This is a genomic window from Aurantivibrio infirmus, from assembly GCF_054767315.1.
In genome coordinates this window covers 166,610-186,252 of record NZ_BAAFSK010000007.1, presented here as the reverse complement: position 1 = coordinate 186,252, position 19,643 = coordinate 166,610, and the positions used below count along the sequence as shown (strand labels likewise).

At 41.8% G+C, this 19,643-nt stretch carries 14 protein-coding genes; 2 read left to right on the top strand and 12 right to left on the bottom strand.

All coding sequences use genetic code 11. The features are described 5' to 3' along the window. Positions 1–37: 37 nt before the first annotated feature. From ACYUCY_RS16060 to ACYUCY_RS16005, 12 genes are all read right to left on the bottom strand, one after another. Positions 38–1,801, bottom strand: a complete 1,764-nt coding sequence (locus tag ACYUCY_RS16060) for a type VI secretion system Vgr family protein (protein WP_460227541.1) — start codon at positions 1,799–1,801, stop codon at positions 38–40. 384 nt (positions 1,802–2,185) lie between these two features. After that, entirely contained in the window at positions 2,186–2,674 is a 489-nt protein-coding gene (locus ACYUCY_RS16055) for an Hcp family type VI secretion system effector (protein WP_460227540.1), read from the bottom strand. A gap of 148 nt (positions 2,675–2,822) precedes the next feature. Continuing rightward, on the bottom strand, positions 2,823–5,558 hold the full coding sequence (gene tssH, locus ACYUCY_RS16050; RefSeq protein WP_460227539.1) for a type VI secretion system ATPase TssH: 2,736 nt from the start codon (positions 5,556–5,558) through the stop codon (positions 2,823–2,825). A gap of 20 nt (positions 5,559–5,578) precedes the next feature. Then, positions 5,579–6,748 (bottom strand): type VI secretion system baseplate subunit TssG, encoded by a 1,170-nt coding sequence (gene tssG / locus ACYUCY_RS16045; protein ID WP_460227538.1) that lies wholly within the window; start codon positions 6,746–6,748, stop codon positions 5,579–5,581. Then, complete coding sequence (gene tssF, locus ACYUCY_RS16040) at positions 6,712–8,535, bottom strand: type VI secretion system baseplate subunit TssF (RefSeq protein WP_460227537.1); 1,824 nt, start codon at positions 8,533–8,535, stop codon at positions 6,712–6,714. The genes tssG and tssF overlap by 37 nt, the downstream gene beginning before the upstream one ends. Further along, positions 8,528–9,025 carry a type VI secretion system baseplate subunit TssE gene (gene tssE / locus ACYUCY_RS16035; RefSeq protein ID WP_460227536.1) on the bottom strand — a complete coding sequence of 166 codons (498 nt, stop codon included), beginning with the start codon at positions 9,023–9,025 and terminating at the stop codon, positions 8,528–8,530. The genes tssF and tssE overlap by 8 nt, the downstream gene beginning before the upstream one ends. 5 nt (positions 9,026–9,030) lie before the next feature. Next, entirely contained in the window at positions 9,031–9,846 is an 816-nt protein-coding gene (locus ACYUCY_RS16030; RefSeq protein ID WP_460227535.1) for a type VI secretion system accessory protein TagJ, read from the bottom strand. A 105-nt stretch (positions 9,847–9,951) separates the two neighbouring features. After that, positions 9,952–11,556, bottom strand: a complete 1,605-nt coding sequence (gene tssC, locus ACYUCY_RS16025) for a type VI secretion system contractile sheath large subunit (protein WP_460227636.1) — start codon at positions 11,554–11,556, stop codon at positions 9,952–9,954. Positions 11,557–11,920: 364 nt separating this feature from the next. Next, the gene (gene tssC / locus ACYUCY_RS16020) at positions 11,921–13,393 is read right to left on the bottom strand and encodes a type VI secretion system contractile sheath large subunit (protein ID WP_460227534.1); all 1,473 of its coding nucleotides are present in this window, start codon (positions 13,391–13,393) and stop codon (positions 11,921–11,923) included. Positions 13,394–13,395: 2 nt separating this feature from the next. After that, entirely contained in the window at positions 13,396–13,899 is a 504-nt protein-coding gene (gene tssB, locus ACYUCY_RS16015; RefSeq protein ID WP_460227533.1) for a type VI secretion system contractile sheath small subunit, read from the bottom strand. A 156-nt stretch (positions 13,900–14,055) separates the two neighbouring features. Then, positions 14,056–15,174 (bottom strand): type VI secretion system protein TssA, encoded by a 1,119-nt coding sequence (tssA, locus tag ACYUCY_RS16010; protein ID WP_460227532.1) that lies wholly within the window; start codon positions 15,172–15,174, stop codon positions 14,056–14,058. Between the two features lie 58 nt (positions 15,175–15,232). After that, the gene (locus ACYUCY_RS16005) at positions 15,233–17,272 is read right to left on the bottom strand and encodes a serine/threonine-protein kinase (RefSeq protein ID WP_460227531.1); all 2,040 of its coding nucleotides are present in this window, start codon (positions 17,270–17,272) and stop codon (positions 15,233–15,235) included. Positions 17,273–17,723: 451 nt separating this feature from the next. Between ACYUCY_RS16005 and tagH the strand changes: the two genes are divergently transcribed. Both tagH and tssJ read left to right on the top strand, forming a co-directional pair. Next, positions 17,724–19,001 carry a type VI secretion system-associated FHA domain protein TagH gene (gene tagH, locus ACYUCY_RS16000; RefSeq protein ID WP_460227530.1) on the top strand — a complete coding sequence of 426 codons (1,278 nt, stop codon included), beginning with the start codon at positions 17,724–17,726 and terminating at the stop codon, positions 18,999–19,001. After that, positions 18,991–19,608, top strand: a complete 618-nt coding sequence (tssJ, locus tag ACYUCY_RS15995; protein ID WP_460227529.1) for a type VI secretion system lipoprotein TssJ — start codon at positions 18,991–18,993, stop codon at positions 19,606–19,608. Before tagH ends, tssJ begins: the two co-directional genes overlap by 11 nt. Positions 19,609–19,643: the final 35 nt, after the last annotated feature.

The window sequence follows — 19,643 nt, the reverse complement described above, 5'->3', positions numbered from 1 at the left end:
TAGATTGAGTCACGTTACCTTCTAACAGAACCGGTTGCTAGTTTAATTCTATCTTGCCGCCATCAATATCGACTTTGCCAGATTTAATTACGATTTTACTGCCAGTCAGTTCAATCTCGCTGCCGCCGACTTTTATCGTAATCTTTTTACCTGCCTCGATTAACAATTCGTTTTTTACACTGTGTTTTTCGTTATTACCTATATTTTCTACTTTATTGTTCTTTACAGATAATGTTTGATCGTTGTTAACATCACGTTTTTCATCGTTTTTTATCAGGCTTTTTAGGTTTTTTTCCGCTTGCAAATATACTTCTTCGTTGCCTTTGCGGTCTTCAAAATAGAGTTCGTTATAATTATCCTTGCCGCCGTTTTTTGTCGACCGACTTCTTATCCCGGATCTTGTGCCCTTAAAATCAGCGTAAGGGGGCGTTTGCTCGGGATGGTATAAAGCACCTATCACAAAGGGCCGATCAGGATTTCCATTTTCAAAAGCAACTACGACTTCTTGACCAATACGTGGCGTAAAATGTACACCAAAAGAGGATCCCGTTAAATTTTGCATCACACGTAACCAACAGGTGGTATTTTCATCGAACTTACCCAGGCGATCCCAATGAAACTGCACCTTAATTCGACCATACTTATCGGTAAATATTTCTTCGCCCTTAGGCCCGGTAACTATCGCAGTTTGTAGATTACTGATTGTTGGTGTAACGCTATTTGGGTAAATTAGGTCGCCTTTTGGCAGCGCCTCAATCGTGCAATTTGTAATACCAGTTGTATCATTAACGATTAGATTAACTTGAGAAAATGTAAATGATTTTCCTTTATCTGCAAATTCGCCCCCCGTTGACAGCTCCACCTCGAAATGTGTGGCGACAGATAAATTTCTACAGTTTCCCGTTCCTACCGCTAACTTGCTACGCTCAACACCTTGCGTAGACCGTTTCGAAACTTCGGCACTTCCTTCGCCTTCGTCGTGATAACCCTCGGTAAAGAGATAAGATTCCACATCCATAACGCGAGGAACGGAAGCGACCTCTGAGGTTGCCTCACCGGTAACTTTTTGGTTTTTGCTCGGCGACATGTAGTTGTATGATCGTCGCTCGTATTTACCAGTCGCAAATTTCGCCGCACTCTGCCACTTGCTTAAGTGATCATGAGAAGCAGTTCCTGCTTGAAGCTTTACTTTTTTAGGTTTTAACGCTTTAAGCGATTTTGCTTCATCAACAATATGTAAACAGTGGCTGCCGTTTTCGTGAGAAAAATAAAACGCAAGGCCCTCGCGATGACAAATACGCCGAAAAAAGTCCAAGTCAGTTTCATTGTATTGCACCCAAAAACGTCGATCAGGATGGGAAGCGGTAAGTTCAAATTTGAAATTTGCTAGTTCTTTATAAGCGGAAAAAACATTTTTTATGACGTCTTTAACAGGCATGTCCTGAAAAATTCGGCAATCGCTACGTTTCGACAATAATAGCTCTAGCCAAGAAACCACCTTCATATGGTAAGTTGAGCGCTGCCCTGCTCTAGAACTTCCCTCAGCGACGAATTCTCTGACATAGCCGTTGAAATAACGAATACTTTCGTCTTCTTGCACAAGCCCGATCGTAACGTTCGTACCAACTAAATCGCTAGCGGTGAGTTCATGATGGGTTTCAGAAAATACGTTGACGACAATCGAAAAACCCTTCGACAAAGATTCAGTGCAATTGAAGCCGATGGGAATTAGGGCATCCTTGCCTAGTGTAGTATTGAGACGCAATAACCTGTGTTCTTGGGTGGCCTTTCCTTCCGACATGAAAACTCCTTAGTCTCATACTGTCGATGCTTGATATCAGTGCATCAAACTCCGTTCGCCAACTCTTGTTTCTATTTATATCCCATTACACTTGTATCCCATTCCACGGAAGATACAACGTTAATTAAATAACCATGCTTAATATCGATTAGATATCGCCAAAAAATAAGCTCTTCTAAGGTTAAAGAGGATAATGAATACAAAAAGCAGTTGAGAATACGAAAATTCTGAATTGACAATCTTTTTAACTTTGTCGATTTTATAAATTCGATTATTTGGAAATAAAATCGACCGTGTCGAGATAATCAGAATTATTCCGACATAAAAAAACGAGCAAAAATTAACCGACACCACCTTAAGCGGTACCGGTTAACCTAGCACTGATTAGCGTTTGTTATTGGTCGCTGTATCATAACCAACAGCAATAGCCGCTTCAGCGTTGCCATCTTCGTCGTAAGGAGTGTATTTCACTTCAACATCAACGAAACTAATTGTTAATGTTTCAGTTGGACGTGCCGTGTCTTGCCCAATCGCATTTACAGTGTAACTGCTGATTAAAGCATTCTTTAAAGTATATTCCATATAAACATCAGCACCGGTGCCTTTGCCGGTTTTTGTTAAATGGATCTTAACTTCTTTACCAGTACCGCAACATGATTCCAAAAATAGTTTTGGAGTTGCGCTATCCATTGCTCTAGTGATTTGTAAATCGCTAATAACAGCATTGGAAGATTCACGATCGCCCTGTGTTGAAGTAGAAGAGTTAATGTGGCGTCCTACTCCCCATGCTACTGCTTCAACGTCCATCCAAGCTTTGTGTCCGCTGTCCGACGATTCACCCTTGATTCCTTCATATTGCACAAAAATAGACATACTTTTTTCCTTTTCCTTTTTAGTTACAAATCAACTGGTTTTTAAAGACGTCTTAAAATTTTAAATCAAAGACTTCTGCATTGTATCTTAAAGAACTTGTAAAACTGTGTCACATTTCTTATTTTTTTGGCCTTATTTTTATTTTTTATTAACTAATTTCTGCAGTTTTTAATTTTTTTATTTTACGTTTTTTTTGTTTAGTATTTAGTTGGATATCAATCGTGCCATTGACATTTATGTCGACGTTTATTTGATCGAATTCTAGACCCTTAGCCAGCGCTGCTAACATTTTTTCGGCTAAATCTGGCAATAAAGTGTTATTAAGAAGCGCGGCAATTTGTCTCGCGCCAGTATCCGATTGCTGACACTGCTCAACAATATATGAAACTAACTTTTCAGAAAAACTAATCGGAATCTGGTAGTTATTTTGTATACGGCTTTGAATGGATTTCAGTTGCAACTCCGCGATTTTACCCAAGCACTCCTCGTTCAGAGGATAGTAAGGCACAATATTTATACGACCAAGAAAAGCTGGTTTGTATGTCTCTCGCAAAGTTGGCCCTATCGCGTCTAACAAGCCCTTGGGTGAAGGGCAAGTTTCTGGATCGACGCATAGTTGTTCAATTTGTTCACTCGCAGTATTACTCGTCATGATAATGACCGTGTTTTTAAAGTCGATGTCGCGACCTTCACCATCCCTAAGAATACCTTTATCAAAAACCTGGTAAAAAATATCTTGCACACCGGGATGAGCCTTTTCGATTTCATCTAGCAAAACCACACTATAAGGTTTTCTTCTCACTGCTTCGGTTAGAATTCCTCCTTCGCCATAACCCACATATCCAGGTGGAGAACCCATTAACAAAGAAACTTTATGTTCCTCTTTGAACTCCGACATATTAATAACCGTCATATTTTGTTCAGAGCCATAAAGCTGCTCAGCCAATGCTAACGCGGTTTCCGTCTTGCCCACCCCGCTTGGCCCCGCCAGCATAAACACACCTAAAGGTCGTTTCGGATCACTGAGCTTAGCTCGCGCGGTTTGCATCGCCTTCGCAATCACTTCCAATCCGTGCGACTGGCCAATTACACGCTCCTCCATAAAGTTTTTTAGCGAGAGCACACTATTAATTTCATCGCTTTGCATCCGACCAACAGGTATTCCTGTCCAGTCTGCTACGACCTCAGCAACAACTTGCGCGTCAACGCATTCATACATCAGCGGGGAATCCCCTTGCAACTCACCCATACTAGAGCGCGCTTTTTGAAGCTCTCGAATTAGAGATTTTTGTTTTTTGATCGCTTCCGACTGAGAAAGTAGTTTTTTGTCATCAGTACTTTTATTTTCGTCATTACTTCCAGCTGTTTTCTGTAAACCTTCTATTTCTTGGCGAATTTTTACGATTTGATCAATATATTCTCGTTCTGAATTCCATCGTAGTTGCAGATCCTGCCGCTTTGCTTCTATTGATGCTTTTTTCACTTCAAGCTGAACGATAGCATCATCATGATTGCGACCATTTTGTTTTTCAACATTTAAACGTTCTAACTCGAAACCTATGTTGTCCAATTGCCGCTCACAATTTTCTAGCGCCGCTGGTGTTGTACCCAAACTCAGATTAACGCGCGCACAAGCGGTGTCTAGCAAGCTAACGCATTTATCCGGCAGCTGACGTCCAGCAATATATCGATGCGACAGTGCGACGGCGCTGGAGATCGCCTCATCCAACACAACGATCCCGTGATGAGTCTCCAAGTTTGGTGTGACGCTTCTTAGCATAACAATCGCTTGTTCTTCACTGGGCTCCTCAACCTTGACGACCTGAAATCGTCGAGTTAACGCCGCATCGGTTTCAAAATACTTTTTGTATTCTGCCCAAGTTGTAGCCGCTATTGTTCGCAACTCTCCGCGTGCCAGGGCAGGCTTCAATAAATTTGCCGCATCGCCACTGCCACTTTGATTACCCGCGCCAATTAAAGTATGTGCTTCATCAATAAAAATTATGATAGGTTTTGCCGACTGCTGAACTTCTTTTATTACGTTCTTAAGTCGATTTTCAAATTCACCTTTTACACCGGCACCGGCCTGTAACAAGCCTAGATCAAGAGTATGTAACTCAACATTTTTAAGTATTTCTGGGACATCACCGCAAGCTAATCTTACCGCTAATCCTTCAACAACGGCCGTTTTACCTACGCCTGCTTCACCCGTTAAAATTGGATTGTTTTGTTTTCGCCGGCACAAGATATCGATCATTTGTCGAATTTCGTTGTCACGCCCAAGTACCTTGTCTATTGTTCCGCTGCGTGCTTGATCGGTAAGATTTATTGTAAATTGATCTAATGCTGGTGTTTTGGATGGGCTCTTGCCGGGTGCGCTTTCGGATTCGTGTTGATTGTCGTTCACACCGCTAGTACTCAATGGATTTGTCAGAAGTGATTCACACTGTTCCCGAATGTCGCCGGACTTCAATTTGTCAAACTGTTTTGAGACATTTAAGGTACGCAAGCGTAAGGAGTTATTATCAGCTAGAGCGAGAAGGATATGTATTGGACGAATTTTCAAACAAGCGTACTGCGTAGAAGCAATCATCCACGCTTCAAACAATAATCGAACGATATCTGGCGATATTTTTGGGAAGCCATCATTTCCCGTTTTTAGATTTTCTAGAGCTTGAAGAAGGTCATCAAGTAAAATTTCTTTCTTCACGTCGAAATGATTCAAAACAACTTGAACTTCTTGATGTTGATAATTCAGGGCTTCGAAGAGCCAATGTTCTAAATCGATTGAATAATGTGAGCGAGACGATGCCGTGGCAACTGATTTTTCAAACAATTCCCTACAATCACCAGACATATTTTTTATTAGTTGATCAAATTCCATATTACTTCCCTTAAATATTACTACTGTATGTTTCTAACTAGAGCAATTTTCCCAAGCAGATTTTTTGATGCTTTGCCACCCAGCCATAAATTCTGATTCAACTTTAAACCTCGCCCCAATTGTCTATCGTTCTCTCGACGATCGAAAACTGAGAAAATCAAATCTACACTCAGGTGAATTGGCACATAGCTACTGATTAATTTTTTTAGCTGCAAGAATTTTCCGCTTTTTGAGATAAGTTCCTGATACTCTGAATAACTCATCGCATCAATATGAACACTTATCTTAGATTGCATACTCCAGCTACGTCGTCCCAACAACACACCGTGTCCTAAACGATTATTTCGGCCAAAACCTTCGCTACCGATAACCGCTCTATCCGCATCCTGAATAAGCAGCCACTGTCCAACAAACGTTTTAACTTTTACCGACTTTTCTAGAAAATCGCTTAACATACTTTCGAGATTAGTCGCGGATTTATTCTTTCGAGAAAAGTGCCCCGAGTAATACAGCTGTGCTTCATGGCCTTGGTTCTGATGTTGCCCCGACAAACTTTGCACAACACCTGTAAATGGATCGTTTTCGCGTTTTCCTAGATACGCTTCGTATTGATAGCTGAAACGATACTTCGTCCAGCTTCGGTAAAACAATGAAATCAGACGGTGATTAAACAGATCAAGAAAATCGGCAAGATTCGTATCCCGTTTTCTATTTCTCTCCATTATCAGGCGCGTGTAGTGTTGTGGTAGAACGCCACTTGCCCCTGCAAGTCCCATAAAATTAACAATCACATCGTACCGATCAAGTTCAAGACGTTTGTTCGATCCCTGATATTTTTTCTTTCCCGACTCCTCTGTATGTACCCGAACTAAACGAGTCGAATCTTGTTCTTTAGAATGTCTAATCTGCGTCGTGGAATAACTTTCCTCTAGATCTTCGAAATATGCTCGCAAGGATTCAACAGGACTGCCGGGGAAGGATAAGCTGTTATTCCCTTTAAATCGCAATGATTCCTTTTTTGGCACTCCGTCATCGCCAAGTTCATTAAATTTTTCATCCCTTTCCAGAGCTTGATATTTAGCGATTCGTTCGATACGTCGAACAAGCTCAAAAAAATCGTCTAACTCTGTTGTGTTTTTGGCTTTAACCGTTCTCAAACGAGAATCTGTTTGCCGCTGCGTGGAGGCCATTCAATTGGTCTTCCTGATCGTTGTTTTATATGTACGCTTAATTGGGTAAAACTATTCATGGTGCAATACTGAGAAAAAAATTCGCTCAATAAAGCGCTAAAAAGATACAAACCACTACCACTGTAATAGTGTTCGTCAAACTCCAAAGTAATGTGTGTGCCTTGGCACATGGCGGAACGACCTTCGTGAATCAATTTGGCAGTAGTGATTTTTGTACTAAGTCCTACAATGCCCTCAATAATTGATTGCGACTCACGATTCTTTTGGAAATCATACAGCTGCAGTGTTTCTTTCAGCACCATCAAACCATCGTCCCCAGCAAAGTTTTGCAGCGACAATTGAGTCACTAACTGCCAACGTGTAAGGTCATCAAGCTGGGGCTGAATAGTGGAAGTCGGTGGTGTTAAACACTTAGCTCTCAGCCCAGCACCGCCAGAATAAAAATCTATATGGGGTTGGTCCGGGCCAAAAGGTAACTTATTTGGCATATCGCGGTTTGTACATACGACATCGGCGTTAATTACCCAATCGCTTTCTGGCGTCACTACTTGAAAGTTTTCGTCGACGAAAGAAATGTAGGTGTCCGTTCCGTGACTAACCATGCCGTTATACCACTGGCTGTTTTCCCTGCGTATGTGCCAGTAGATAACTTCTTCATCGGCACTTCGTTTATGCGAACCGTAGAAAGGCAGCAAGTTCATACGCTTTCCCTCGCCGTTACTCGCGTAAACTTTCTTGACGCTGTGAATATCCGCAAAAGGAATGACGACGCCGGAAATCCGCAATTTCTCTTCGACTCCGATCTCGGAAGCATCCATACCCTCACTGCGTTCCTCGAATAAGTTGACCATAGGACTACATCCTAAAGCCAGGGTGTCATCACCGACACCGTGAACAAGTTCTGCGTGAGTTTGGTCGAAATAGAAATAAATATTAAAACCCTCAGTAAACTCTTGCCAAATATCCTCTAGGCCATTTAGAGATATAAACAAAAACTTTTCGGGGAAAGCGAAGTACTCTGCAAGCAAACGGTGTGCCGTTGAAGTTCGCCCATCAAAGATCAATGCTGACTCATCATCTAAGCCACATGCCTGCAAGGCAGACGGCGGTAAAAATTTTGCATCCGGATCACCCGGATGCCTTGCAATAGAAATACCGCTGACGTTATGCAAAAGAAATTCATACAGCTTGAAAGAAATTTGAGGTTGGGCGTTAATGTAAAAACGCAAACTGGATCGGGAAACCTCATCCAAGGTAATCCCGTCGAAAGGATTTATTGAACATTTTAGTACCGCCTGATTAAGGTTCTTGCGATGTGTTGTGCTCGGTAAAGCAGGCGCCTTAACAGGATAATTTGCGAATTCAATATCGCTAAGTGTTATAGGGGTAACTTCCGTCTCATAGCTACTTCGGTAATAGCAACGGCCTAGATTCGGGACTTCCGTACTCAAACGGCGATTCCGTTCTACAACATTTGATTTCGGTACGCTCGGAATTGCGCGAAACTGCACTATACTCATCGAGGGCATTGGCGCGTGATAGTCAGGATAAATTAAACCCATCAACGCTTCTGTTAATTCGGGAAAGCTATCGTCAATCGTGTGGCGAATACGCGCAGTTAGAAATGCGAAAGATTCAATTAAGCGTGAGACATGAGGATCTTCGACTACCTCCTTATCTAATCTTAAACGTCCAGCAATTTTTGGATGCTGTTCTGCAAATTCCGCTCCTAGCTTTCTAACATAGGCTAACTCGCGGTTGTAATAAGATAAAAGTGCATCATCCATGTTGGAGCTCTCTTAATTTAACCGCGCGATCCAAGGTGTGCACCCTTGAATCAAATATCAGAGGTACAGGATTAGGCTCTACCATAAGCACCGCGGAGATTTTCAGATAAAGCGTTCGCTCATATTCTTCGCCTGCTGGGCTAATATCCACCCTTACTCGTTGTAATCGCGGCTCAAATTTTTTTATCGCTTGTTGCACCAAAGCTCTAAATCTTTCTCTGTGTTCTTCTGAACTATATTGAACTCGACTAAAATCCGGCAAGCCATAGTTCACCAAAGACTGTTCTAACTCATTAAGCTCATCAATATCGTTTTGTCTATAAATACGGGTATTAAGCAAATTTTCGAGATCACGGCGGATGTTCGCTTTGATTTCTTTTAATAGAATGCTAAACCCTTTTACTGAACTCAAACTTTGCTGAGGCTCGTCGTCAATCAGACGATCCAATAGAGACGGTAAAACAGGCTGATCAGTACGAATGCGCGCCATGGTTATTAAGCCGTTGCCCTTTCAACCAAAGCTTCGTTGGCAATCGAATCAATTTCCATAATAGTTTTCGCGTCGTCACCTACTAACCAAGTACGTAAGCCACGGCCACGGAATACGCCGTGCTCGTCTTGCCATTCGGTTTTTCTACCCAATTTTGTTGCATCATCATCGTCCGCGGAACCAGGATACAAGGCAGGGATAAAAACTTCGCCTTCCGTTCCGTTCGTCAACATGATGTTTGCTTTGCGCCATAATAAATCTATTGGCCGCTCTGGCTTGTAAAATTCCAACTCAATCACTTGGGAGAAATCAACCCAAAAATATTTACCATTGCTAGCTAACACTTCTAATATATTTGCATTTAAATCATCTAAATCACGCCAATCGGTTACCACTTGCCGATTAATTAACAAAGTATTGTGTGCGTTGTCGTTACTGGGAGTTTCTTCCACACCCAGATATTTACTAATGTCTTTTGGGGATTTTTCATGTACGGCCACCAACAAAGCTAAAGATTTTTCTATTGCAGACGTTGGGGTTTCAATCACTTCCGGAATACAAGCGCTTTCAAAAACATCTTTACGAATTTGTGCCGCAAGAATTATTTGCCTCCAGGTACTTGCAGTAAGTGCCGCTTTCGCGTCTAGGGTTACCATGGTATTTAATTGCTTGTCTGCGCGTTCGAAATCTCCTGCAAAACATAATAGCTCAACTAAAAATGCACGCTTAGCAGCATTATTCGGCTCATCACGAATCTCTTCTGCTATGGCTTCGATTGCGGCACTCAAGTTTCCTTCCAGATAATGGTCTGCTGCGTTCATCTTTCCTACCCTCTCATTTTCACAATTTTATTTTTAGTCTTTCAAATTAAACATATAGATGTTCAATTCACATTATTTTATCTCGCTATTCTTACTCGAAAATTACTATGCACTCGACGCACTAATAGTTCCCACCGCTAACTCTGTTACTAATTTAATACTGGAAACCAGTTGATCGAGTTGGAAATGCGGCTTCAAATGAATGACGCAAGTAAAATAACCTGGCTTGCCAGGTTGCTCGTGAACTTCAACTTTACTTTCCGCTAAAGGATATCGGGCTTTTAATACTGCCGAGGAGGAGTCGCTCGCCGTTGTGAATTGATTGAGCCAGTTTTGAAATACTCTCTGGCAATCTTCTTGCGTGATAAAACGACCGATTTTGTCGCGCCCTATAACCTTGATGTAATGGCCAAATCGAGATACACACATCATGTATTGAATCATTGCCGAAAGGCGTGCGTTGGTATTCGCAATATCAGAACTGTAATTCGGCGGCTCATGCATCGAACTATTACTGTAAAAGGTGCTCGTATCCGTACTGTTATAACTACAGAGTGGAATAAATCCAAGCTCACTCAATTCTCTTTCTAAAAAATCATCTATTTGAATATTTGTCGCCGGGCGAGTCGCGACAGTGTTAGCGCCCATATTGAAATTGGCGTACTCCAAATCTCTCACCACACCACCTTCGCCAAACTCGTGCACGCCACCGCGAATATCAGCAAACCATCCGGTGTTAGCAAATGCTCTCACCAAAACACTACCGAATGCATAACAGGAATTACCCCATAAATAATCTCGATCTGAATCGCTCGTTTTTTCTCGATAAACAAACTGCTCTAGACGTGTACCGTCCGGACAATAAGGTTGTCGCATTAGCATGTCTGGCAAAGTTAGACCTATAAATCGAGTGCTTTCATTTTTGCGAAGCGAACGCCACTTTAGATATTCTTGCTGGCTAAAAATGGCGTCTAGGTCCATTGGATAACCGAATTCACGTAAACTATCCAAACCAAATAACGAGCTATCAACTCCGGTGATAAAAGGACAGAGAGCGGCAGTAGCAACTTGTGATATTTCTTTCAATATATCGATGTCAGAAAGTGTCGCCCCTGGGCGGGCACGATGAGATATTTGATAATCGCCTAGTACAACCCCGAACGGTTCACCGCCGGGCATATCGAATTCATCGCTATAAATACGTTGGAAAATTTGGCTCTGATCAAATTCAATCGCACGTCCAACGTCTTTTCCTAACTCCTTCCAATTAGCATTCAGCATTTTTATCTTTATTGTTAATTCTTCGTCGTAATCGGCTTCCGTATCAACCAGATATTGCAAACCACGCCAAGACGCTTCCAATTGCTGCAAGCGAGGATGGTGAAGTATTTCGTCAATTTGGTTATTGATAATTTTATCAATATGAATAATAGCGAGTTGAACAATATAGAGAATGCGATCGTAAGAGCGATCATTGTCACGAAGAATAGAATTTTGCAGCCAACTTTCGACCTGATTGTTAAAATCAGATTTACCGGTATTGGCTGAGTTACCGTCTTGAGAAAAACAGTAGGAAAGCAAAGAACTAATATCGACATCCGCATTAAAGCGCAGCGTTTTTTGATGCGATAAAGAACCATCTTTCGTTGTCAGTCCTTGATCAAGATGTCGTGAAGCTAAACTACTCACCATACTGTCGACGTCAGTCATCCTCACGGTAAAAACTTAAAAACATCATGTTTCATCCATTTCCAACACTATTTCCGCTACTTCTGAACAGCACTTCGTTCGTGTTGGCTATTTTCGATATCTTGTCTCGAAATCGAATCCCACCTAATGGTTCCGTTATAGATGCGCTAGAGCGTGTGATTGCTGCAACCAAAACCTATATTTACAACGGGGTACAACTTAAGTTTTCAGTTCAAATATAAATTATTTTCTAAGCAGGATTAGATCATTGACAACACAAAATAATTTATTTTGAAAAAACTATTAATAAATAGATAAATAAAAATGCAGCACCAAATAGGTAAGTTGGTGCTGTCATTTTTAATTTGCAACTTTTGGCTTTAGATTAACCGCCAATTTCAGGAATACGAGCAACCATTCGCAATGATGTTGAAAGCTCTTCCATTTGCAACCATGGACGCAACCAAGCAACCGCATTGTATGAGCCAGGCTTTCCTGGCACAGGTTTAACTTCAACTTTAGCCTCACGCAATGGATACTGCGCACGCATGTCTTGGCCGCCTTCTTCGCTGGCATTAACATAGTTTGCGATCCAACGATTCAACCAATGTTGCATATCTTCGGCTTCCATAAAGCTGCCGATCTTGTCGCGGGCCATAACTTTTAGGTAATGAGCGATTCGAGAAGTTGCCATGATGTAAGGTAAGCGAGCAGAAATTGCAGCATTCGCCGTTGCTTCGGGACGATCATAAACTTGAGCTTTCTGGGCGGTTTGACCGCCAAAAAATACAGCATAGTCAGTGTGCTTATAATGCGACAAAGGCATAAAACCTAAACCACTCAACTCCGCTTCACGGCGATCGGTAATGGCGATTTCAGTAGGACACTGCATATCAATGTCGCCATCATCTGTCGTTGATAAATGCACGGGCAAGTCATCAACACGACCTCCACCTTCGGCTCCGCGAATTGCAGTACACCAGCCGTACTCGGCAAAAGCATGTGTTAATCTCGAACCCAAAACGTAGGCTGCGTTTGACCAACAATATTGATTATCAAGAGGCTTTTCGCCGCCAGATAATTCTTCGTAAGCAAATTCTTCAATCGGTTTGGTATCTTGCCCATAAGGTAAACGAGATAAAACACGTGGCATTGCCATCGCAACAAAACGAGAGTCTTCAGAATCACGGAAAGAACGCCATTTCACATATTCAGCCGAATCAAATATTTTGGCCAAGTCACGGGGTTTCGATAATTCAGACCAATCATCAAAACCAAATAAGCTGGGATCAGATGCCGTTAGAAATGGGCAAAAAGCAGCAGCAGCTACATTCGACATGTTGCTCAAAAACTCCATGTCATCAGGGTGATTGGTAAATTGGTAATCGCCGATCAATGCGCCGTAAGGCTCGCCGCCGGGAGTTCCAAACTCATTTTCGTATAGTTTCTTAAAGGTCTGGCTTTGATCGAACTCAACGGCTTTCGCCAAATCTTTCGCCACTTCTTTTTTGGAAGCATTCATCACTTTTAACTTTAATGAATTACTTGTTTCGGTATTCATTACCAAGTAATGCGCACCACGCCAAGTACCTTCCAAGCTTTGAAAGCTCTCTTGATGCATAACTTCACGTAACTGCTCACTAATTGCAGCATCTATCGCCTCAATTGCTTTGCGGAAAGTTACTGTTAAGTTTTTATTCCAAGTAACTGTGCCCTTCATGGCTTCTTCAGTTAAGGTTTTCAACAAAGCTTGCGCTTCTTCTGCGTCAGTTTGCTTAGTCGCTTGAACAGCTTGCTCTAACAAGCTTAGGGTTTGTACTTCGGCTTCTGGAGCCTGTTTTTCTGCAGCTTCACTCATGACTATTCCTCCTTCTCAGCGCCAACCGCGGTGGCCAGCTCGCTTAAATCTGCTTCATTATTTAAAACTCGTTCAAGAATACTTTCTAATTCATCAGAACGGTCTGCTTTGGTCGACAAGTCACGCAGTTTATTGCGTGTTTCTAACAAGGTTTTCAGTGGTGCGACTTGATTTACAATCGCTGCGGGTTCGAAATCTTCCATTGATTCAAATTTCAAGTTGACGGCGAACTCGCTGTCGTCATTCTTAAGCGTATTTTTTACTTTCAGATTTAAACCAGGCGTCATACTTTTCAAAACGTCATCAAAGTTATCACGATCTATCTGAACAAATCGTCGGTCTTTCAGAGGTTTTAACGCAACACTTGGGTCACCGGAGAAATCGCCCATAACGCCAACCACAAATGGAAGTTCTTTCTGCACCGAAGATCCTTCTGTTTCGACGTCGTAGCTAATGTGGACTCGAGGCTTTCGCACCCGATTAAGTTTCTTATGTATACTTTCCATACTGGTTTCCTTTCTGGCTATTTAGTTTGATAGTTAATTTTTAATTATTTATGAGCTTACTTCTATTTCTTATTTACATTTCACGATTTCATTTACGGTACTTCATCAAAAACAGATGTGGCATATATTTCACTCATAGCCCTCCTTTCTGCCAGCCTAACTTTCTGCACTTTCAGCAGAAATACCTGACAAATTTTGATATTTTTTTCTCGCTGACTCATCCGGGATTAACTCCTTAATAAGATCAGTCAAGGGTAAATTACTCCACCGAATTGCCTGCTCAACAGAATAAGAGATGGGAGAGTGTGGCTCTGTACGGCGAAAAAACGACGCGACGTCACGCAATAACTTCAAAGCATCTTCCCGATCTTCAATAATAAAACCCGCTGGAGAAATTTTATTGCCCGAAACATTTCCATTTTCTGATCCCTCCACTGTAGCCTCCTCGCCCTCAGGAATTATGGTTTTCAATCGATCGCCTGCTATGTATGTCAGCACTTGATTGCAACTCTGCAAGGCTTCCATGATTTTTCCGGTGGGCTGGGGATCTGATTCGCTATAAGAGTCCAGCGCTTTTTGGAACTTTTCGTACTCAGTAATAGCTAAAGCTATGCCTTCTTGCAGTGCGTGCAAAAACGGCGTGCTAGTTTCTTTCATCAGTTGATCGAGCTGGTCTCTCGACACATTGCCGCGCTTTATTCGCGCCTCACGCTTTTCAAGATCACCGATCCGCTCTAATTCAAATACCTGTTCACATTGCCAAGCTGCCAAGGGTCCAGGAAGACCACCTTCAGTTAGCGGTATTGATTTAATGGGTGCGATCAAAGCGCCTTCACCACCAAAACCATTTAACCCAACCAGTGGTGCTAGCTGAGTCGCTTTTCCATCTTCGTCCGGTAAGGGGTGAAGTTTTTCTGCGAATGTTTCAATAAGCTGTCTCGCTAAAGTAAATCCAACGGCCAAGCCGCGAAAACCAAAACAACGCGTTAATCCTTCTATGTACCAAGCGACAACTTCGATATCTTTACTTTCAGTTCTTAGAACTTCAGGTACTTTATCGAGGATTAATTTCCAGTCGGATTGGTTTATGTAAATCGTTTCGCCATTTGCTAGCGCAGAGCGTTCGTTATTTCTAGCGTGGCTACGAGCATCTCTCAACACCTGATAACTTGATTTTGGTGAAATATTTAGCCGTAAATCTTCACCAACACCTTCGCCGCTTTCCAGCGCTTGGGTTAAGCCAGATATATCCGCCAGCAAAGGACATTCACTCACTGTAATTTCTCACCTGAAATCGCTTTCTAAAACTAGCTTTCATTCTGGTATCCACTCCCTAACCAATATCGCCTAATAATCTTCGCAACCGACGAAGTGAACGATCATTTTTTTCGGCTTCATGAAATTTAATTTTTGCGTTAATTTTGCTTACCAATCTCTGCTTAGCTTGTTGAAGCAAAGATAATTCTTCGGGCAACGCAAAATTCTCTACTGCTTCAACCAATTTTTCTTTGGTTGCGACAATATCGTTATCCGACCAAACATCTTCGATTTGTTTTTCCAAGGATTTAAAAACCGGCGCAACAATATGCTCAAGGGCTTGTTGTGGATATTGGTCGGAAGTTGGTTGCTCTAGACCAATGTATTCAACTAAAGAATTTGCAGCGACGGGTATGGAGGGATCAATCGTTCGCCATTGACGAATAAATTGTCTATCGATGTCCTTCGAAAGCGCATTGGCAAATAAAAATAGTTTGTCTATTTGCTGAAAGTCCATAGCCACCATCGAGGCATTCAAACTTTGTTCATAGCGATCAACGACTTGCTCTTCTGGCTCGACAGACGCCGAAGCATTCAAGCGCGACAGCTTCACTGTCAACTCATTCAAAATTGCTGCGTGACCAAGGGAGAAATCCGTTTCGGCCCAAGTCTGGCGATACTCAACCGTAAGTGAGGTTCGCAATTGCTCTTGTTCTGTCTGGACGAACACTCTTGTGCCAGAAAGACTCGCTGAGTCTGGGTAATAAACCCTTGCAGCGTCGAGCAACGCTAACAATTCAGTAAAATCGGGATATTTGCCAAAATCATAATTCAAGGCCGATTGCACATGCGCGACTATGGGATCTACCACTTCTGCCCTTAATTCGCCTAGAGCACCAGCACGGAGCAAACTCGGTGAGCCATCTAAAAGTGACAAAGCTTTCACGCGCTCCAAGCCTGGCAAATTACGAATTTGTAAAATTTGTTCAGCCATTTCATGCTGCTGAATATTCGGGCTGTGAAAAAAACCAGACAAAAATCGCTGCTTGTTGAGACTTTCACCCACTAGCTGATAGGCGAACACCGCGCCTAAACTAAGCAAACCGAAAAATAATATATACGACCAAGAAAACCGCGCTCGACCAAAAGCCTTCATGAAGCGTTGAACCGATTGATAACGCTTCTCCTCATCGAGAGACAGCGCTTTTTTCAATGCACGCCATTGCCAAATATTGATTGCTTGAGGTTTTTTTAAGCGAATCACTTCCGCTTCGGAACTATTTGACGCTTGTCGCCGATAAGGGTGACGACCGCTGATTGTTTCGTAAACGATGCAAGCGAGAGAAAAAACATCATCACTAGGCTTCGCAGGCATATCGGCAATGGTTTGAGGGCTCGCGTATGCCAAAGTGTAACCATAAAATTTTGCATCATGATGAATAGTCGCAGAAGACTGAAGAGCGTCTAAAGTAGGTCGCGCCGTTGCAAAATCAATCACCTTCACATCGCCATGATCAGTCATCAAAATGTTACTGGGTTTTATATCGGAATGAATTACGCCTTGATCGTGAGCCGCCTGTAATGCTTCGGCAACCGAACGAATAATCGCCATCGCGTGGCGGAAGTTTAATTTTTTATCGGGAGACCGAGTGAGTAGCTCGGCCAAGGATTCACCACTGATTAACTCCATGGTGACGAAATTTATATCGCCATCTCGATGATAGTCATAAACTTTTATGATGTTTGGGTGGGCAAGATGGCGAGTCGTTAACGCTTCATAAAGCATCAATTGACTTCCGGCAACCTCACCATCAAGTTGTTTAACAACTTTTATTGCAATATGACTTTGCTCTTGATCTTCACCCAAGACTGCAACCATATCTCGTGCGCGGTAAATGAAACTCGTGCCACCTTGCGCAATAAGTCGCATCAACATGTAGCGACCCAATAGAACTGTACCGACTTCAAGCGGCGGTTCATTAGGGGCAAGTTGTTTGGTAACGGTTTGAGTTTCTGAAAACTGTGGGGAAGAAAATGACTTAGACGCGCCTAGCACTTTAACGTGAGAACTAGTTTGCGAATCATCTATGTTGGTGATTTTTTTAACAGCTTCCATATCTTCTGTTTAACGATTTCCATATCTACAGCATTGTTCGAACGCGGATTCTACGGAGATTAGTATCAACAAGAAAGCAAAAATACTAATTCCGTATGCAGTGGTCTAAATGTGTGCAATGCCAGCTCGCACAATAAACTCACGTACAGTTTTTAAACTTTTCTTACAAAATATTTTTCCAAATTTATTACTTTTTTCATTCAAGGTGTAAATTTTTGAGAAAAAATTATTCTTTTGCACCAAATTTGAAAATGTTCGGCATGCTAGCACGCGAAGTAATTTCGATTCTTTGAACCAAATCCCAAAAAAACAGTAACTATTTTTTCTCTAACAAGCTTCTTGCTAAGGCCGAAGTTGATGAGTTAAATTATCCTCCTTATTACCAATGCAGGCGAAAGAGTTGGCCAATGATTGGCCTAAGCGCTGTAAAGTAATAGCATGGAACATGGATATGAAGCTTGAATTAGTGTTTATAAATCTTCAGGAAGCCACTTCGGCTGAACCTCGGCGAAAATTTTTTGATCAGCAAGGCGGGAGTATAGGTCGCGATTCTAAATGCGACTTAGTCCTTGATTGTAATGAAAAAATTGTTTCTCGAGTGCACGCGAAAATCTTTTTTCAAGGTGAACAGTTTTCAATACAAGACTTGAGTTCTAATGGCGTTTTTATCAACACAAGTGAAGATCCTGTTGGTCAAAACCTGAGCTGCACCCTCAATCACGGTGATCTAATTCGTATTGGTAATTACACTTTACAAGCACTCACTGAAGAAGAACTTTTCTTTTCTAGCAAAAATAAAATTGCACTCGCCAAAAAAACCAGTGAAAAAGATATCTTAATGCCTCCGATTGACTCCGCAAGCAACGTGAGCGGTCACCTTCCTAAGATGCAAGTTGTTGATTCTTCTGAGAACGTTCGAGAAATAAACAAAAAACAAATTATTCCAGAAAAAACAAAAATAGGTTTCGGTACACCAGGAGATAGCTTTATTCCTCCCGTAGCCGCCATCCCAGAAAATTGGGATACGGACTTCAATCTCGGTACACCTTCGAAAACCCCTAGTGATATCAGCGAACGCGGCAACACACTGCGCTTCACCAATCATCAAACAAAATTAATTACACAGCTGCTAAAGGGCATGGGCGCCAATAAAGAAACGAGTGCCGAGCAGATCACGCCAGAAACCATGGAATTGATAGGTCGATCTTTGCGTATTGCTGTTAACGGCTTAATGATGACGCGGAAAGTTCTTCAGGCGGCAAAAAATGATTTATGTCTCGATGCTATGCCCGTCGACAGACAAAAAGATGCAGACCCACTAGGTCATATCGAAACAATAGACTCATTTATTAGCACACTGTTGGATCCGCATAATCGTGCGCAGAACAACATCGTAAACAACTTAGCAGAGAGCTATAAAGATATTATTGATGATCAAAAAGACATTAACTCTGGAATCCAATTCGCCATTGAAAACGTAATGAAAAGACTATCACCAAATGCAATAGAAGAGGCCCAGTTACGACAACAAACTATTGACAGCCGTGGGCAGCTATCGATCAAACAAATTAGCAACAAATTGTCACAAAACTCTAAGACCTGGAGCTATTACAAAGACAGCTGGGAACTACTTTGCAAAAAGATTTCTCTCGAAATCGGCAAGCAGTTTGAAGGAAAAATGTTAATGGCTCACGCAAAAAGAATGAAGAAAAAACGCAATGTTTCCTAGTTTGAAAAAAAATACTTATTTATCGATAACTTCTAGGTATTTTAAAGTATTTTCCACTTATTTTTCAGTCGGATTATTTCTCTTTTCTCTTTCATCTTGCGCTACTACCAGCAAAGTTTGGAAACCTTATGACCGATTAACCTTTCACGCCAGCGCACGACTAAATCCGGATGGTAATGACAAGCCTTCACCTATCCAGTTAAAAGTCTATGAATTGTCTTCAAGAACGACTTTTGACAATCAAGATTTCGACGGCCTTTTTAATAATGGCGAAACCTTACTGAGTGATGAATTACTCTCGAGCAAAATCCTGATTCTTCAACCCAAGGAAACATTAGAACATCAGATAGATTTGAAAAATAAGACTTCGTTCGTCGCAGTTTTAGCCGCTTATAGGAACATCGATACGGCACGTTGGAAACATATTTATGCCGTAAAACCTTATGGCCATTACAAACATGATATTAGTCTTGGCCCTAACGCCATTATTGACGGCAAAGTAATTGAAAAACAAGAGGATCAAAACTCAGCTTTGACCCCAGAAAAGATTCCAGATGAAGTACCAAATCACACCGGTAACCCTCGAAAAAGAGGGTTAATACAATAAAGGTTTCACGAACATTAATTGATTCATAAACATTC

Coding starts and splice junctions, on each gene's coding strand:
- ACYUCY_RS16060 (WP_460227541.1), bottom strand. CDS start 1,801: ATGTCGGAAGGAAAGGCCACCCAAGAACACAGGTTATTGCGTCTCAAT.
- ACYUCY_RS16055 (WP_460227540.1), bottom strand. CDS start 2,674: ATGTCTATTTTTGTGCAATATGAAGGAATCAAGGGTGAATCGTCGGAC.
- tssH (WP_460227539.1), bottom strand. CDS start 5,558: ATGGAATTTGATCAACTAATAAAAAATATGTCTGGTGATTGTAGGGAA.
- tssG (WP_460227538.1), bottom strand. CDS start 6,748: ATGGCCTCCACGCAGCGGCAAACAGATTCTCGTTTGAGAACGGTTAAA.
- tssF (WP_460227537.1), bottom strand. CDS start 8,535: ATGGATGATGCACTTTTATCTTATTACAACCGCGAGTTAGCCTATGTT.
- tssE (WP_460227536.1), bottom strand. CDS start 9,025: ATGGCGCGCATTCGTACTGATCAGCCTGTTTTACCGTCTCTATTGGAT.
- ACYUCY_RS16030 (WP_460227535.1), bottom strand. CDS start 9,846: ATGAACGCAGCAGACCATTATCTGGAAGGAAACTTGAGTGCCGCAATC.
- tssC (WP_460227636.1), bottom strand. CDS start 11,556: ATGACTGACGTCGACAGTATGGTGAGTAGTTTAGCTTCACGACATCTT.
- tssC (WP_460227534.1), bottom strand. CDS start 13,393: ATGAGTGAAGCTGCAGAAAAACAGGCTCCAGAAGCCGAAGTACAAACC.
- tssB (WP_460227533.1), bottom strand. CDS start 13,899: ATGGAAAGTATACATAAGAAACTTAATCGGGTGCGAAAGCCTCGAGTC.
- ACYUCY_RS16005 (WP_460227531.1), bottom strand. CDS start 17,272: ATGGAAGCTGTTAAAAAAATCACCAACATAGATGATTCGCAAACTAGT.
- tagH (WP_460227530.1), top strand. CDS start 17,724: ATGAAGCTTGAATTAGTGTTTATAAATCTTCAGGAAGCCACTTCGGCT.
- tssJ (WP_460227529.1), top strand. CDS start 18,991: ATGTTTCCTAGTTTGAAAAAAAATACTTATTTATCGATAACTTCTAGG.